Origin of the sequence: Myxococcus qinghaiensis, assembly GCF_024198215.1 — a bacterium.
Taxonomy (GTDB): Bacteria; Myxococcota; Myxococcia; order Myxococcales; family Myxococcaceae; genus Myxococcus; species Myxococcus qinghaiensis.
The window spans coordinates 164886-181769 of record NZ_JAKCFA010000012.1; the positions used below are offsets into that span (position 1 = coordinate 164886).

The 16884-nt window shown below is 70.5% G+C and carries 10 protein-coding genes; 5 read left to right on the plus strand and 5 right to left on the minus strand.

Annotated elements, in window-relative coordinates; genetic code table 11:
* Positions 1-20: 20 nt before the first annotated feature.
* Positions 21-1649: a sigma 54-interacting transcriptional regulator gene (locus LZ199_RS23450; RefSeq protein WP_253995967.1), complete on the plus strand. Its 1629-nt coding sequence runs from the start codon at positions 21-23 to the stop codon at positions 1647-1649.
* A gap of 92 nt (positions 1650-1741) precedes the next feature.
* Positions 1742-2308: a hypothetical protein gene (locus LZ199_RS23455; RefSeq protein ID WP_253995968.1), complete on the plus strand. Its 567-nt coding sequence runs from the start codon at positions 1742-1744 to the stop codon at positions 2306-2308.
* Positions 2309-2377: 69 nt separating this feature from the next.
* Here LZ199_RS23455 and LZ199_RS46485 read toward each other — a convergent pair whose 3' ends face one another.
* Together LZ199_RS46485 and LZ199_RS23465 are read right to left on the minus strand one after the other, a co-directional pair.
* Positions 2378-5998 (minus strand): protein kinase domain-containing protein, encoded by a 3621-nt coding sequence (locus LZ199_RS46485; RefSeq protein WP_323389801.1) that lies wholly within the window; start codon positions 5996-5998, stop codon positions 2378-2380.
* Positions 5999-6104: 106 nt separating this feature from the next.
* The gene (locus tag LZ199_RS23465; RefSeq protein WP_253995969.1) at positions 6105-7055 is read right to left on the minus strand and encodes a DUF1152 domain-containing protein; all 951 of its coding nucleotides are present in this window, start codon (positions 7053-7055) and stop codon (positions 6105-6107) included.
* Between the two features lie 79 nt (positions 7056-7134).
* On the opposite strand from LZ199_RS23465, the gene LZ199_RS23470 reads away from it, so the two are divergent.
* Positions 7135-8094 (plus strand): ornithine cyclodeaminase family protein, encoded by a 960-nt coding sequence (locus LZ199_RS23470; RefSeq protein WP_253995970.1) that lies wholly within the window; start codon positions 7135-7137, stop codon positions 8092-8094.
* Between the two features lie 177 nt (positions 8095-8271).
* Here the strand turns inward: LZ199_RS23470 and LZ199_RS23475 are convergent, their stop codons facing one another.
* The 3 genes from LZ199_RS23475 to LZ199_RS23485 are packed head-to-tail and all read right to left on the minus strand — an operon-like array spanning position 8272 to position 10269.
* Entirely contained in the window at positions 8272-9390 is a 1119-nt protein-coding gene (locus LZ199_RS23475) for an ATP synthase subunit B family protein (protein WP_253995971.1), read from the minus strand.
* Positions 9336-9821, minus strand: a complete 486-nt coding sequence (locus LZ199_RS23480) for a phage holin family protein (protein ID WP_253995972.1) — start codon at positions 9819-9821, stop codon at positions 9336-9338. The genes LZ199_RS23475 and LZ199_RS23480 overlap by 55 nt, the downstream gene beginning before the upstream one ends.
* A 10-nt stretch (positions 9822-9831) precedes the next feature.
* Positions 9832-10269: a hypothetical protein gene (locus tag LZ199_RS23485; protein WP_253995973.1), complete on the minus strand. Its 438-nt coding sequence runs from the start codon at positions 10267-10269 to the stop codon at positions 9832-9834.
* A 478-nt stretch (positions 10270-10747) separates the two neighbouring features.
* Between LZ199_RS23485 and LZ199_RS23490 the strand changes: the two genes are divergently transcribed.
* Together LZ199_RS23490 and LZ199_RS23495 are read left to right on the plus strand one after the other, a co-directional pair.
* The gene (locus LZ199_RS23490) at positions 10748-13603 is read left to right on the plus strand and encodes an Ig-like domain-containing protein (protein WP_253995974.1); all 2856 of its coding nucleotides are present in this window, start codon (positions 10748-10750) and stop codon (positions 13601-13603) included.
* A gap of 417 nt (positions 13604-14020) precedes the next feature.
* A complete protein-coding gene (locus LZ199_RS23495) occupies positions 14021-16882 on the plus strand; it encodes an Ig-like domain-containing protein (protein WP_253995975.1) in 2862 nt (953 codons plus the stop codon).
* The last annotated feature ends 2 nt before the right edge of the window (positions 16883-16884 follow it).

The window sequence follows — 16884 nt, forward strand, 5'->3', positions numbered from 1 at the left end:
AGGCGCAAGGCCCACCACCAATGTCTCCCACGCTCGCCGATGTGTCCACCGCCGCCGTGCCGGAGCGTGGCGGCGGCCCACAGGGGCTTCGCCTCGCGCCGGCCCTCACCGTCATCTCCCACCCGGTGCCCCGGCGCGTCGGCGAGCGACTGCGACTCGACGCGCTCACCGCGGGCCGCCAGGTGTCCCTGTCTCGCAACGGACCGGACTTCACGCGCCCCGGCTTCGCGCTGGGACAGCCGCTGAATGACCCCTTCATCAGCCGCAAGCCCCTGGTGCTGTCTCCCGGTGGGAAGCCCGGGAGCGTGCGGCTGACGAGCCCCGACGGAGGCACGCGGGTGGCGCTCGCGGGCTCGGTGCTGGAAGGGACGTGGGAGCTGTCCGAGGAGGAGCTGACCACCGGTGTCCCGCTGGAGTTGGGCGGGCGCGTGGTGCTGCTGCTGCACCTCATGGAGCCGGGGGATGATGCGCCCGCGCCGGATGCGCTCGGCATGGTGGGTGAGAGCACCGGCGTGCGCCGCCTGCGCCGACACATCGAGCGCGTGGCGGACCTGGACGTGCCGGTGCTCATCCGGGGAGAGACGGGCACGGGCAAGGAGCACGTGGCCCAGGCCATCCATCAGCGCAGTCGTCGGCGCGAGGGCCGCTTCCTCAGCGTCAACCTGGGCGCCATTCCCAAGGAGCTGGCCGCCGCGGAGTTGTTCGGGACGCAGAAGGGCGCGTACACGGGAGCGACGCAGGGCCGCGACGGCTTCTTCCGCGCCGCGCACGGCGGCACGCTCTTCCTGGACGAAGTGGGCGAGGCACCGCCCGAGGTGCAGGTGCTGCTGCTGCGCGTGCTGGAGACGGGAGAGCTGTTCCCCGTCGGAGGCACCACGCCCATCGCCGTGGACGTGCGCCTGCTCGCCGCGACGGACGCGGACCTGGACGCGCGCATTCGCGACGGGAGATTCAAGGCCCCGCTGCTGCACCGGCTCGCGGGCTATGACCTCCACGTGCCCCCGCTGCGGGAGCGGCGCGAAGACCTGGGGCGCCTCTTCTTCCACTTCGCCCGCGAGGAGCTGACGACGCTGGGCGAGGCGCACCGGCTGGACAACGACGACGCTTACGCGGAGCCGTGGTTGCCCGCGCCGCTCGCGACGCGACTGGTGCGCTTCCCGTGGCCTGGGAACATCCGCCAGCTTCGCAACCTCGCCCGGCAGCTCGTCATCGGCAGCCGGGGACAGCCGTGTCTCCAGGCGGAGCCGCGACTGGAGCAGGAGTTGGAGGTCGCCGCGGGAGTCGCGCCCGGTGCCGCAATCCCGTCCTCCAGCGACGGGCCGAGCACTGTGGGCCAGGTCGAGGCCCCGGCCCCGCGCCGCAAGGCGTCCCAGGTGACGGAGCAGGAGCTGCTGGGCGCGCTGCGCGAGCATGCGTGGGACTTGAAGGCCACCGCCGAGGCGCTGGGGATTCCCAGGCCGTCGCTCTACGACCTCATCGACAAGAGCCCGAACCTGCGCACCGCGGGCGACTTGAGCGCGGAGGAAATCACCCGCGCCTTTGAGACACACGCGGGGGACCTGGATGCGATGGCGCGCGGACTGGAGGTCTCACGCAGGGCCCTGGGTCGGCGCTTGAAGGAGCTGGGCCTGACACCTCGCGCGGAGTGACTTCGCGTCGCTGCTCCGAAGCGCGCCGTGCATGCGTGGCACGGTGCGTGCTGCGGACACGGCGACACTGTGTCGATGGGAGGGTGTGAAACGTGAGGAACAGAAGCCTGGTCGTGGGGATGTTGCTCGTCGTGGGCTGGGTGGCCTGTGCGACGCGGACGCGTGAGCCGGCGAGCACGATGGAAGCAGGGCAAGCGCCCTTGGCGCTCGACGCGACGGATATCCAAGCGAGTGATGGCGGCTGCGCGGTCGACGCGTGTCCGGCGGATGGGGGCATGGGCTGCCTGGACATCACCGTCACGGCCACCTCCACCGGGAAGGGTTTCAACCCCAAGCCCGGCAAGCGAGGCTGGAAGATGTGCGCGGGACAGGGCCTGGTGCTCAGCTCGCTGACGGACCAGGGGCTCTGTGTCGACCTGCGCGACGTCGGCGCGAACGGTGATGGGGGCGTCATCGCGCTGACGAGCCTCACGGGACAGGGGAGCTGGGAGGACAGCTCGCTGGCCCCGGGCCAGTACTGCCTGAGCCTCTGTGACAACACGGGCAACGACTGCTCGCGGGGGTGCAAGCAGTCGGACTGCGCCGTCACGGATGAGCAGACCATCCGAGGCAACATCGACGTCGTCACCAAGGTGCCCGAGCCCCACGGCGCGCACTGAGTCGACGGCCTGCTTCGACGCCTGGGCGGTGAGGCACGTACCGCCCAGGCGCGAGTCCGCACGGAGGCGCTATCTCGCGACAGTCGAGGGATGACTCGCGGCGGGGAACAAGCGCCGCTGTTCGCGAGCCAGATGCACGTTGTCGCGGAGCGCGCGGGAGAGGGCTTCACGCGCCTGAGGGCCTGACTCCGGGCTCGCCCCGGCACGGGCAGGAAGCTCCGCCAGGGCCAGACTCAAGCGCGCGCGCAGTGCTCGGGCACGGGGCCAGTCGGGCTTCTCCACCAGCGCTTCGTCCGCGAGCACCACGCCTCGCTCCAGCAGCGCCGCTCCCGCTTCTCCGAGCGCCTGTCCCCACTCCAGATAGAAGTGCCCGAAGGAGACCCGGTGCTCGGGCTGAGCGGGCTCCAGCGCGATGGCCTTGGTGAAGGCCTTCTCCACTTCCGCGAGGTCCTCCGGCCGAGCATGTCCGGGTCGAGCCTTCGAGAACGCGTCGGTAGCCAGCGCCTCGCCCAACACGCGCCACGCCTGTGCCTGCTTCGGGTTCAGCTCCAGTGCGCGGCGCAGGGCCTTCATCGCCTCGCTCAACCCCGGGCCCGGTGGGAGCCCCTGTCCCAGCCTCCACGCCGCCTCCACGTGGAGCGCGGTGCCCAGGTTCATCCAGGGCTGAGGCAGGTCCGGCACCCGCGCCAGGGCGTCCTTCAACGCGACACGCGCCGCGCTCACCTCGGCCTCGGGCGACTTCCCCTCCAGCACGCGAGTCCCCGCGCGCCAGGCCTGGACCTCGCCCACGTTGTTCTGTCCGTAGCCCTGGGCTGGTGCCAGTGAGACTGCGGCACCGAACGCCTGGAGCGCCTCGCGCAGCAGCGGCTCCACGTCACCGCCTCGCTCCCAGCGCTGCTTCGCCTGCTCGAACCACACCGTGCCCATACCGTTGTGCAGCGGAGGCAGCTTCGGGTTGATGGCCACGCCCTTGCGGTAGGCCTCCAGCGCCCGCTCCAACGCCGGCTCCGCGTCCTTCCCCGAGTCCCGCAGCCTCGCGGCCCGAGCGAGCTGCACCTCGCCCAGGTAGAACCACGGCGCCACATGGTCGGGATTGATGGACGACGCGCGCTCCAGCGAGGACGCGGCCCTGTCCAGGTCCTCCGCCGGAGTCACGGCGCGCGGATGTGAGGACCGCGCCAGGTACTCGGTGCCCAGGTTGATCCACGCCTCGGCCCTGCGTGCATCCAGCGCGACGGCCCGCTCATGCGAGGCGATGGCCTGCTCCCGGTACGGCAGCGAGTCTCCTCCGGCACCCTCCTCGTGGTCCGCCCACACGCGGAACACCTGCCCCAGGTCCGCGTGGAAGTCGTAGTCGCGGGCCTCGGGAGCAATCCGCTCGAAGGCGGCGGTGGCCTCACGCAGGGACTCGCGAGGGTCCAACCCCTTCTCCTGTCGGAAGCGCGCTCGCTGCCAGTGGGCCAGGGCCAGCTCATGCAGCACGCGCGGCCGGGCCGGCGCCAGCTCCACCGCGCGCCGGGCCGACGTCAGCGCCTTGTCCAGCAGCGGCTCCACCTCGCCACCGTGTCGAGCATGGTGCTCGGCGAGCCGACGATGAAGCCCTGCCTCCAGCTCATGCGCCTCCGCGTCATCGGGCGCGAGCACGAGCGCCCGGGACACCGCCTCCACGCCCTTCGCGTAGTGCGCCTCCACATCGCCTTGCCCATAAAGCGCCACGAGGAGCGCCCACCCCTCCAGGTGCGCCAGCGCGCGATGCACGGCGGGCACGCTGCGGCCGATGTCCGCCGCGCGCGCATAGGCCCGTCGTCCCTCCTCGAAGTCCGCGAGCGCGCCCTGTCGATTCCCCGTGTTCCATCGGCTCGCCCCTCGCGTGAGCAGGATGTCTCCGCGCAGCAGCGGCGCCTCATGGAACCAGGGCAGTCGCGTGCCCAGCGCATCCAGCTTCGCCAGCGCCTCGTCCGACTTGTTCTCGAAGAAGGCGAGCAGCGCGGCGACGTACTCAGGGGCGGGGACCTCCGCGCCCTCGCTGCGACGCAGGAACTCGCGGGCCGGGGTGCCGAAGCGCGAGTCGGCCTCACGCAAGCGAGCCTCGCGAGCCCCCACGTCCCGCACCCGCTCCGCCTCCAGTCGCGCTCGCTGGTACAGATGTCCCAGCACCAGCGCCAGCGAGTACGCCACGCGGGGCTCCGTGGCGCCCGCCTTCCACGCGGCGTCCAGATGCACTCGCGCCTGTTCCTCCTCACCGAGCGCGAGGAAGCCGCGCCCCAGCGCATAGTGACCCGGCCCCTGAGCCAGAGGGCCCGCGTCCCGCATCGCCGTCTCCAGCTCCTGCATCCGCGCGCGCAGCGCCTGTCGGTCAGGACGCGTGTCATGCGCGGGCGACGTGCCCGAATAGCGAGCCTGCGCCTCGATGCGCTCCACCTGCTCCGTGAAGCGGCGGGCCAGGGCCTCGCGCTCGGAGACCTCGCGACGGGCGAGCACGCCCTGCCCCACCGCGAGCGTCACCACGAACAATGCCCCCGTGCCCACCGCCACGGAGCGCCGGTGTCTGCGCAGCCACTTGCGCGCGCGATAGCCGGGCCCGGTGCGAGCCAGCACAGGCGCGCCCTCGAGGAAGCGGTCCAGGTCCTCCGCCAGCTCACGCGCCGAGCCGTAGCGCGCCGAGCGCTCCTTCTCCAGACACTTGAGGGTGATGGCCTCCAGGTCCACGGGGATGTCGCGGTCCAGGGCGCGAGGAGGACGAGGCTCCACCGTGGCGATGCGGCCGAGCACCTCCAGTCCGTTCTCCCCGGGGATGGGAGGCGTGCCCGTCAACAGCGCATAGAGCGTGGCGCCCAGGCTGTACACATCCGCGCGCCGGTCCAACCGAGCCACCTCTCCGCGAGCCTGCTCGGGCGACATGTAGTGCGGCGTGCCGAGCACTGTCCCCGTCGCGGTGGCCCCTTCCTTCCAATCGCGCGCGAGCCCGAAGTCCATCACGTACGGAGCCAGCGTTCCGTCGAGCGCGCGCTCCACCAATATATTGGAGGGCTTGATGTCCCGATGGATGAGCCCGGCGCGGTGCGCGGCGTGGACGCCCTCGGCCGCATGGCGCAACACGCGGGCCTTCTGCTCGACGGACAGCGTCTCCACGAGGGCGTGCAGGGGCTGGCCCTCCACATACCGCATGGCGATGTAGACGCGGCCCTGGACCTCGCCCACTTCGTACACCTCACAGACGCTCGGGTGCGAGACGCGCGCCTGGGCCCGAGCCTCCGAGACGAAGCGACGGACCAGCTCCGGCTCATCGCCGCGCACGAACTTCAGCGCGACGTGGCGACGCAGGCCCGGGTCCCACGCCAGGAACACGCGGCCCATGCCGCCCTGCCCCAGGAAGCGCACGGGCGTGTAGCGCTCCCAGCCCGGCAGGGGAAACGCTGGCGCGTCCGACCCCACCGTCACGGGAGCCACCTCGGGCTCTTCCGTCGAGGGCCGCCCTCCCGTCGGAGGCTCCACCGGGTCGCCCTCCCTCCGCGTCAGCCGGAGCGCCGAGGCATAGGTGTCCTCGGAGATACGACCCCGCTCCCTGAGCAACTCCAGCGGACGGCGTCCCAGGCGCGCGGCCTCCAGACGCAGGGCGTCTGCCTCATCCCGGGAGATCAGCCCCTCCGCGAGCGCATGGCGCAGCTCGGCATCCTCTTGCTCGCTCACGGCACCTCCGTTCAGCGACGCGAGCGTACCGGAGCCCCTTCACTCCGTCGAAGCCGACGCCCCCTGACACGTCGGAGGGAACGACGGGTGGACATCCCACCCCACGTCACACCGGTATGTCCTTCCACGGCCGGATGGCCAGCGAGGCCCGGAACGTCTCGATGATGGCGTTCATCTCCCAAGGCGTTCGCGTGTCCTTCAGCGCCTCCAGGTACAGACAGCGCCGCGCCACGGCCGTCAAATCGAACCCCCAGTACATGCTCATCAGCGGGTTGATCCACAGCGTGCTGCCCTGGGTGCGCTCCGTGCGGTGCACGTCGCCATACTCCCCCTCCAGCGCCGCCACCACGGAGAGCGAGACGATGCTCGGTGAGCGGGACATCTGCTCGCACGAATACGCCACGGCTTCCTTGTACAGCGCCACCTCGGGCATCGCCTCCAGCAGCGCGGTGACTCCCAGGTAGGCGCCCTCCTTGCTCAGTGCCGCCACCGCCTCCAGGAAGTGCGCGTGACAGACGCCATGGTACGTGTCCACCCCGAAGCCCAGGCACACCACCAGCTTCTCGCGCACCGGCAGCGCATGCACCGCGCCCAGGCTCGCGATGTCCTCCTCGGGTGTACCCAGGCCCAGTTCATCCCCGCGCATCAGGATGTCCGTGCCCCCGTCCACCAGCACCACCGCGTCGAACCCCAGGTGCGCGTGCAGCGCGGCATACGCCTCGCGCAGCGGCGCCATCCCCGTCTTGTCGAAGCAGTAGACGGACACCTGCTCGCCCCTGCGCTCGAACCAGCGAGAGAGCCACCCCTCGGGGAAGTAGTACCCCCGCGGCGCGGTGGACGCGTCCACCCGGTACACACCGGGCACCGGCCGCTCGCACTCCAGCGCCTCCAGCCGGGTGAAGCTCAGGTTCGCCAGCGTCACCGTCTTCCCCAGCGCACGGAGCCGGAAATACAGCGGCAGCCCGCTGAACACGTCGAAGCCACCCCCTCCGCCCGCGATGAGCACGTGACGGGCCGACGCGAGCCGCTCCAACAGGGGCGAAGTGAACAAGTCCAAGGGGCGAAGTCCTTTCCCGAAGCGCCGCCGACACCGTGCTTACGGCGTCATCCCGGCCGCTCCGGTATATAGCGCCGCCATGTCCACCCTCATCCTCAGCGCGAAAGAGCTGCGCGGCCTCTACACCGTCGAGCTCGGCCTGGAAGCCGTCGAGCGGGCCTTCCGAGCCCACGGTCGTGGCGAGTCGCTCATGCCTCCCAAGGTGTACCTCTCCCTGCCGCAATACGACGGCGACTTCCGGGCCATGCCGGCGTTCCTCGACGGCGCCGCGGGCGTGAAGTGGGTCAACGCCCATCCCCAGAACCCCAAGAAGCACGGCCTGCCCACCGTGCGCGCCCTCTACATCCTCAGCGACCCGGACACCGCGTCCCCGCTCGCCATCCTCGACGGCACGCTGCTCACCGCCTGGCGCACCGGCGCCGCCGGCGGCGTCGCGTCCAAGTTCCTCGCGAAGCCCAAGCCCCGCACCCTCGGCCTCGTCGGCTGCGGCGTGCAGGCCCGCGTCCTCATCGACGCGCACCGCGCCATCTTCGGGGAGCTGGAGCTGCTCCTGGCCGACAACTCGGAGGCCGCCGCCAAGGCCCTCCAGGCCGAGAAGGGTGGCCGCGTCGTCAGCCTCCAGGAAGCCTCCGGCGCGGACATCGTCTGCACCTCCACGCCCTCGCGCACCCCCGTGGTGAAGCGCGAGTGGCTCAAGCCCGGCGCGCACATCAACGCCATGGGCGCTGACGCTCCCGGCAAGCAGGAGCTGGAGCCACGCATCCTCACCGAAGGCCGCGTCTTCATCGACGACACCGACCAGGCCCTCCACTCCGGTGAGGTCAACGTCCCCCTCCACGACGGCCTGCTGCGCGCCGAGCAGATCGCGGGAACCCTCGGAGAGGTCATCGCCGGCAAGAAGCCCGGCCGCACCGGAGACGAAGTCACCGTCTTCGACTCCACCGGCCTCGCGCTCCAGGACGTCGCCCTCGCTCGCGCCCTCTACGACGTCGCGCGCACACGGGGCGTCGGCCAGTCGCTCGACATCGTCGGCGGCTGAGCCGCACCTGACGACTCACGGGTCCCCGGCACACGTCCCGCTCCGGGGGCCCGCGCGCCACGTTCGTGATGCAACCGTGAAACTCCTGTTACGGACGACACAGGCATCGTGAAGGGAGCCGCACCGCAACCCGCCACGAAGCCCGTTTCCAGCCGGGCGGGTCTCCGTGACGCGGACTCAGTGAACCTTCGTGAGCTCATCGATCGGCGGGAGCTTGGGAATCCCAGCGGTGGCGCCCGCCTGGGTCGGGCCGGCGAGTGAGGTCTCCTCTTCGCGCGCCGACGCGTTCCCGGACTCTTCGCTGCCCTCGATCTTCTGGCCCACCTGCTCGCCGAGCCGGGAGAGTTCCTCCCGCGCGCGTCGCTTGGCGGGCTCGATGAGCCGACGCTCCTTGTTGGAGACAGGCAGCAGGCTCGCGGCGAGCATGCCCAGGGCCACCGCGCCAAGCGCGAGCGCAAGGGGCTGCTCATCGATTGCCCGACCGAACAAGTCGGTGCCGCGGTAGCGCAGGTCTCCCGCGGAGGGGACGCGCTCGCGCAGGTGCGACGCGCGCTCGCGAACATGGTCGGTCATGTCGTGCATGCGCCCGCGCACGTCGTGCGCCGTCCCGCTCACGGAGTCCTTCACGCTCTGGCTGGCGCTGCTCACGGAGTCCTTCGCGGAGCCCAGGGCGTTCGCCGCGCGGTCCTTCAGGCCTGGGCCTCCGTCATCGCGCTCGCTGTCGGAGAGGTACCCGGTCCCCTCGCCCACTCCGGTGGAGCCGCTCGCGGAAGGCGAGGCGCTGTACTCGGGGTAGGGAACGCCGCGGACGCGCCCGGAGGAGCGATAGGCACGCTCGTCCTGGTCGGTCCAGTAGCGCCCGTCACGTCCGTAGCGCACCGGCCCGTCACCGGCGTAGCGGTCGCCGTAGCGGCGCTCCTCGATGCGGGACTGGAAGGCTCTCTTCATCAACGCGGAGCCCACGCCCGCGCCCAGCACCGCGCCGAGCAGCCCAAGGCCTCGGGGCGTATGTGTCACTTCATCCGTCCAATCGTGTGTCTTGCGCATGGCTGTCTCCCTCGCTTGCGATTTCCAGTCGAGCACCTTGTCGCGAGCCTGCTGCTTCAGCTCCTCACCCTTCTCGTGGGCGAGCTGCTTCGCGTGCTCCTTCACCTCGTCCTTCTTCTCGAGCGCGAACTCCTTCGCGCGCGCCTTCAGCAACTCGGGGTTGGCGCGACGACCCAGCTCGTCCGCCAGCTCGCTCATGCGTGCCCGTGCATCTGTGATTTCGCGGAGCGCATCGTCGTGCTCGCCCATTGGCTGTCCTCCTTGAGGGTCTGGATGGTTTTGTGGGGTGCGTGGACCGCCTTCAGCCGCCGCACGCCGACCATGGCGGAGCCCGCACCCGCGGCGAGCAGCACCACGGTGACCAGCAACGCGCTGGCCCAGAGCGGCATCACGTTCGCCAGGACGATGACGAGGAAGGCGACGAGCGCCATGGCGCCCAGCAAGAGCACCAGGCCTCCCGCGGCCAGCATCCCGCCCCCCGCCGCTGCCTTCCTTGCTTCCGAGCGGACCTCCGCGCGCGCGAGCGTGAGTTCCGCGCGAAACAAGTGCCGGCCCTGCTCCAGGAACTCGGAGACCAGGGCTCCCAGGGGACGCTCGGCCGCTCCAGGTGAGACACGGTCGGCATCGCTGTCCCAGACCTGGGAGCGGCGGTGCTCGCTTCCAAAAGAATCAGTCGCCATGGGAGCCTCCTCAATCCTTCAAGAAGCGGGCGGCGACGAAGCCCAGCACCGCGCAAGCCGCGAGCGCCATTCCGGGCCGCTCCTTCATTCGCGTCTTCGCCTGCTGGATGAGGTCTTCGGTCGAGTTGCGATTCAGCGTGTCGGAAGTCCGGCGAACGAAGCCCACGGCACTGCCCACCAATTGCTGCGGAAACTTCGAGCCATCCCCCTGGCCGGCGATGGACTCCATCTCCTGGACCAGGTCCTCGAGCCCCTCCACCAGGGCGCCCTTCTTCGCGTCCACTCGAGAGAAGGCGCGCTGGCGAGTCATTCCACCCAGGCGCTTCACCTGCTCCTTCCCCTCCTGCTTGATGTCCCCCTCCCCCCCCCCACTGCTCGCCGACTGGCTCTGACCTTGGTTGTAGAAGCCGGACGTATTCGTCCGGTCCCCTTCGATGACGCTGCTCATTTTGGTCTCTCCCAGGGGTTGGTGTTTCCGCGCCACACCGCGGCGACGCATCACTGCCGCATCTCAAGCTATGCATCTGCACTGGGCTGTCTGTGATCCGCGCGGAGGGGTCGTCACGCAGGCGGTAAGGCATGCGGCGGTACGTCCAACCTTCGAGGGAATGAAGCGACCGGCCCAGGTCTCCCATGACCTCAGCCGGAAGCGCCGCGCTCTCGACGAGGGCGGGTGTCACTCAAAACCCCGTTATCACTGAGACTGTCCGAATTTCGGCTACTGGACAGTTTCAGCATTTATGGAGTATTTCAAGAATACGCGCTGCCTGTGGGGGGGCCACTCACTCTTTGGACACGCCCGTTCGGACCGGAAACCTGGGAGGGATTCCGGCGCCGATAGCGGCACGCCACGTCCCAGAGCCCCGAAAGGTGTCGCGCAGGGCGCCAATCGACTGGCGCCAGCCAACCACCTGCTTCGGAGCTCCATGTCTTCCCTTGCTACCTCGTCGCGGCGTTGCGCGCGGCGGCCGGCCCTCATCGGCCTGCTGACGCTCGTCGTCGCCTTCCTGTCCGCGCCCGCGTCGGCGCAGACACAGACCAACACCCAAGCCACCCAGCGCGCCATCAACTTCCTGAGCGCGGACGTGTCCAACTGGGTCACCGCCAATGGCTGCGCGGCCTGTCACCGCGTGGGCGCGACGACGTTCGGCATCGCCGCCGCGCGCGCCAACGGCTACGACATGAACGCCGTCGCCTCCAACGGGCGGACCAACCAGGTCAACCTGGAGTTCCTCGGCCAGCGCATCAAGAACGAGCAGCTCGCCAACGGCTCGTGGATTCACGAGGGCGTCTCGTTCCGCAACGAGAAGACGTCGTACTCCACGTTCGGCCTGGCCGGGTATGACCAGAACGTCTCCACGCAGTACAGCGCGACGCTGGTGGCCGCGGCCAACTGGGCGCTCGCCACGCAGGAGGCCAGCGGCCGGTGGGCGTCCGACCACGCCAGCTTCCCGGTGGACCACGGCAGCCTGCCCACCACCGCGCGCATCATGACGGGCATCGCCCAGGCGAAGCAGCGCGTGGACCCGGCGCGGGCCGCGCAGTACCAGGCCGCGCTGGACCGCTCCGCCGCGTACATCCGGGCCAACCTGGACAACGGCGACACGTCCGCCACGGGCAACGGCATGCCGTACACCTTCCAGGTCGCCTGGGCCGTGGTGGGCCTGAAGGCCGCGGGCCCCGGTCCCGGCAACGCGAACGTCACCGCCATCAACACCCTGGCCAACCGGCTGCTCACCCGCACCTCGCCCGGCAACCCGGGCTGGGGCGACTTGCCCAACGGCGCCGCCAACGACGTGGCCACCGGCAGCGCCATCTACGCGCTGTGCCTCGCCGGCCGCGAGCCCGCCACGGACCCGCGCGTGCGCAGCAGCATCGAGTGGCTGAAGACGCGCCAGTCCCCCGACGGCAGCTGGCGCACCGGCTCCGCGACCTTCGACATCCCCACCACCTTCGCGTCGCTGGGCCTGTCCTGCTACGGCGACTTCAGCGTGCACGTCACCGTGGTGGGTGAGGCTCGCAAGGAGCTGGCCATCGCGTCCCCGCAGGGGCAGCAGGTCACCTTCACCTTCAACGTGAAGAACCACGGCTACCAGGCGGACACCTATACGCTGAGCACCACGGGCGGCCTGCCCGGCTGGGCGTCGTCCCCCAACCCCGTCAGCCTCTTCCTGCCCGCGGGTGGCGACAGCAACGTCACCGTCACCGTCACCGCGCCGCCGGGGCTGATTCCCGCGCTCACGTCGGAGTTCACCCTGGTGGCCGCTTCCGGTGGCGCGCCGGGCGTGTCCGGCTCCGCGCGCGTCAACGCGTACACCCCGCCGCTGCCGCCCGTCACGGGCCTGGCCACCGTCACCACCATCCAGGCGCCGGCCGTCAACGCGCACATCACCATCGGCACGGGCAACGTGCTGTCCGCGCGCGTGCGGGACGCGAACAACGTCCCCGTCGTCGGCCCCACCAACCAGGGCGTCGTCACCTTCTACGTCGCGGGCGTGCCGGTGGGCGCGGACGCGGACCTGGATGGAGACGGCCTCTTCACCTTCAACTGGGTGCCGCCCACGGACACGTGGACGGTGACGGGCTCGCAGGACTTCCGCGCGGTGTACTCGGGCGTGGAGCGCACGGCGCCGCAGGTCAACCTGCTGGGCAGCACCGACGCGCGCACCGTCATCATCGACGCGTTCCCCCACGACACGCCGTCCGTCACCATCGGCAACCCGCCGGCCTTCACGCGCGAGACGACGCTGGACATCTGGGGCTATGCCACGCCGCGCGCGCCCGGCGCCGTCATCACCTACGCGGCCTTCATCATCAATGGCGCGACGACGATTCCCCTGACGCCCGGCAACGGTGGCCTCATCTACACCACCATCACCCTGACGGAAGGCCCCAACATCATCCAGCTCACCGCGCGTGACAGCTTCGGTGGCGTCACCACCAAGCAGGTCAACCTCACGGTGGACCGCGTGCCGCCCATCCTCACCATCCAGTCGCCCCTCAGCGGCGCGGCGCTCAGCGGCCTCAACGTCACGGTGACGTCGTCGGTGCAGGACCAGACGCCGGTGCGCGTGGAGACGCAGTGGGTGGCCACGTCGCTCCTGGAGTTCGGCAACGGCACGGTCGAGCACACGGTGCCCATGAACTACGGCGACCAGGTCATCCTGGTCCGCGCCACGGACAGCGCCTTCAACGTGACGGAGAAGCTGGTGTTCATCTGGGTGGACCCGGGCTCGCCCGTGGTGAGCACCAACCCGGGGGACAACCAGCTCTACGGCCCGCTGACGAACAACCAGCTGACGTACACCGTCAACGTGCAGTCGCTGTCCGCGACGACGGTGCGCATCAACGGCGGCGCGCCCATCGCGGTGAACCGGGGCGGCGGCGCGGTGCAGACGACGCTGACGCTCAGCCCGGGCGTCAACAACCTCTCCATCGTCACCACGAGCGAGACGGGCGTCACCACCACCACCACGCGTCGGGTGAACTACGACACGCAGGCGCCCGTCGCCACGCTGCTCGCCCCCGCCGCGGGCAGCACCGCCAGCGGCACCATCACCCTGCGCGCCCGCGTCACCGACAACTTCGGCCCGGTGTCCAACATCGGCTTCAGCCGCGACATGTCCGGCATCCGCCAGGGCACGCTCCAGCCCGACGGCAACTGGACGGCGCAGCTCGACACGACGGAGCTGCTCGACGGCGCGCACACCATCGACGTGTGGATGAGCGACGGCGTGGGCAACTCCACCGTCCAGCGCTTCAACTTCTTCGTCGACAACTGATGTTCCCCCGCGCTCGGGGTGGCCTCGAAGGGGAGGTCATCCCGGGCGATGGGGTTGTCGTGTGACACCCCGGGCTTCGGCTCCGCCAGCACCGTGAGCTCCCTCGCCCGCCCTCCGACTTCAGCACCCGGGCCCTGGCCCCTGGGCTCGTTCCATGATGACTGTCATTCGGGATTCCTCGGACTCGATGACGCGACTCGTGGATTCCTCTCCCCGGCACCCGCGCTGCCACTCCTTCCTGCTTTCAGCACCGCGTCATCCACGCTTGGAGCACGGTTCGACTTCACGTTCCGCCCTCGGGTGGGGAGGGGCCGTGGCGACTCGCCTCGGTTTGTTTGTGATTGCGTGCATCCGGGAGATGATTCGGTCCAAGGCGCCAAGGCACCTGGGCGTGAACCACGCGCGGCGGTCCGGCCCATGGGTACTCGACCGATGTCCATCCGCGCGCTGTCGCCTCGCATTGTCTCGCCCGCCTCGTTGGGGCTCGTGCTCACGCTGCTGTGGCTGTCCGTCCCGTCGGCGCGCGCGGCCACCAACGCGGAGGCCGCGCAGAAGGCGCTCGACTTCGTCAGCGCGGACGCGGTGACGTGGTCCGGCATCTTCGGCTGCACCGCATGTCACCGGCATGGCGCGGCGCTCTACGGACTGGCCCACGCGGGCGCGTCCGGCTTCGACCTGGACGCCGTCACGCGCAACGGCCGCACCAACCGCGAGAACATGGAGACCATGGCGCGGGAAATCCAGGAGCAGCAGGAGCCCGACGGCTCGTGGATTCACGAGCGCATCCACTACCGCAACGCGCGCTCCAGCTACGCGGCCTTCGGGCTCGCGGGCTACGACGCGAAGGTGGGCACGCGCTACTCGGACGCCCTGGTGCGCGCGGCCGACTGGGCGGTGAGCACGCAGGAGCTGAGCGGCCGCTGGGTGGAGGACTTCCCCTTCGAGCCCATCGGCGCCTCCAACATGGGCATCACCGCGCGGCTGATGACGGCCGTGGCCCAGGCCCGCGAGCGCGTGGACCCGGCCAAGGCCGCCCAGTACCAGCAGTCGCTGGAGCGCGCCGCCGCGTACCTCCGCGCGCACCTGGACGACATGACCGACGGGCCGCTGGAGGACAGCCAGCGCTACACGTTCCAGGTGGCCTGGACGGCCGTGGGCATGAAGGCCGCCGGCCCCGGGGCACAGGGCGAGAACACCGCCGCGCTGGAAGCGCTGGCCTCGCGCCTGCTCGCGACCCGGGCGCAGGGAGACTCGCCGGGCTGGGGCAACCTGGACGGCGCGCCCGCGGACGAGACGTCCACCAGCCTGGCGCTGTACGCCCTGTGTGTCGCGGGCCGCAAGCCGGGCACGGACGGGCGGATGACGCAGGCGCTCGAGTGGCTCAAGTCGCGGCAGACCGCGGAGGGGAGCTGGGGCGTGGGCACGCGCTACCCGGACATCCCGACGACGTTCGGCGCGCTCGCGCTCGCGTGTTTCGGGGACTTCAGCGTCACCGTCGCCGTGGACGGCACGCCACGCAGGCCGCTGGAGCAGGACCTGCCGCGGGCCCAGAGCGCCGAGTACACGCTCACCGTCCGCAACCACGGCTACAAGGCGGACTCGTACACGCTCGAGACCCAGGGCGGACTCACGGGGTGGACGGCGACGTTGGACCGCACCACGTTGGAGCTGGGCCCCGACGCGGAGGCCACCATCACGCTCACCGTGTCCGCGCCTCCCGGGCTCGCCCCGTCGCTCTCGTCGAGCGTCATGGTGGTGGCCACGTCGGACAGCACGCAGGGCGTGAAGGACTCCGCGCTCGTCACCACGTACACGAATCCGCCGCCCCCCACCGAGGGCCTTCCCACCCTCACCACCGTGGTGTCACCCGAGGACGGACAGCTCACGGTGGCGCTGGACAACGTGCTCTCCGCGCGCGTGACAGGCGCGGACGGCTGGGTGGCGCGAGGACCGGGCCTGGGCGTGGTGACGTTCATGGTGGCGGGCGTCACCGTGGGCACGGACAACGACGCGAACGGGGACGGCGTGTACTCGGTGGTGTGGCGACCGCGTGGGACGTGGGGCGTGCTGGGGCCGTCGGATATCCGGGCGGTGTACTCGGGGGTGACGCTCCAGCCGGTGCGAGACAACCGCCTGGGCAGCTCCTCCTCTCGCGCAGTGGAGATTCTGCCGTCGCCCTACCCTCCGCCCCTGGTGACGCTGTGCGGACTGCCCGACTTCACGAGCGACGCCGCGCTGGACGTGTGTGGCTACGTGACGGCCCTCGCCCCGGGCGCCACCATCGAGTCCGTGGCCTTCATCCTCCACGGCGAGCGCTACCCGGTGGAGCCGGACTTCAACGGCGGCTTCGTGGAGACGCGGCTTCCGCTGCGCGACGGCGCGAATGTCGTCCGGCTGGTGGCCACCGACACCTTCGGCGCGCAGGCGAGCCAGGAGGCCACGGTGATGGTGGACGCCACGGCGCCGGAAATCACGGTGCTCTCGCCCGAGGAGGACTCGATGCTGGCGGACGGACAGGTGGAGCTCCGCTTGCTGGTGCGAGACTGGTCACCGGTGCGCGTGGAGACGAACTGGATTCACACCACCGAGCTGCCCTCGGGCGGTGGCGTGGTGACGCACACGGTGGGACTGGAGCCGGGAGCGAACGAGCTGCTCATCATCGCGACGGACGCGGTGGGCCACGTGACGGAGCGCATCGTCCGCGTCTGGGTGGACACGCAGGCGCCGTGGGTGGCCACGGGGCTTCCGGACGGGTGGCTCGTGGGGACCCAGCCCGGGGACGTCCTGTCCTATGACATCGGCGTCTACGCGGAGTCGGCGACGCAGGTGGAGGTGACGCCCGGAGGAGGCACGTACTCGGTGCCGCGAGGCGGTGGCGGAGTGCAGGTGCTGCTGCCCCTGGTGCCGGGCGACAACGTCTTCACCGTGACGGTGACGGGCGAGTCGGGGCTGAGCACGACGCTCACGCGCACGGTGCGCTACGACAACGCGCCTCCGGTGGCGGAGTTGCTGATTCCCCGAGCGGACGGCACCTACAGCGGCGTGGTGATGTTGACGGCGCGCGTGACGGACGACGTCAGCGGCGTGAGGAGCGTGGCCTTCACGCGGGACGGCTCGGGCATTCGCGGCGCGACGCTGAACGAGGAGGGCCTGTGGACCGCGGAGCTGGACACGCGCGAGCTGGTGGACGGCGCGCACACCGTGGAGGTCTGGCTGGAGGACGAGGCGGGGAACTTCAGCCTCCTGACCTTCCCCTTCTCCACGGACAACGTGCCGTAGCG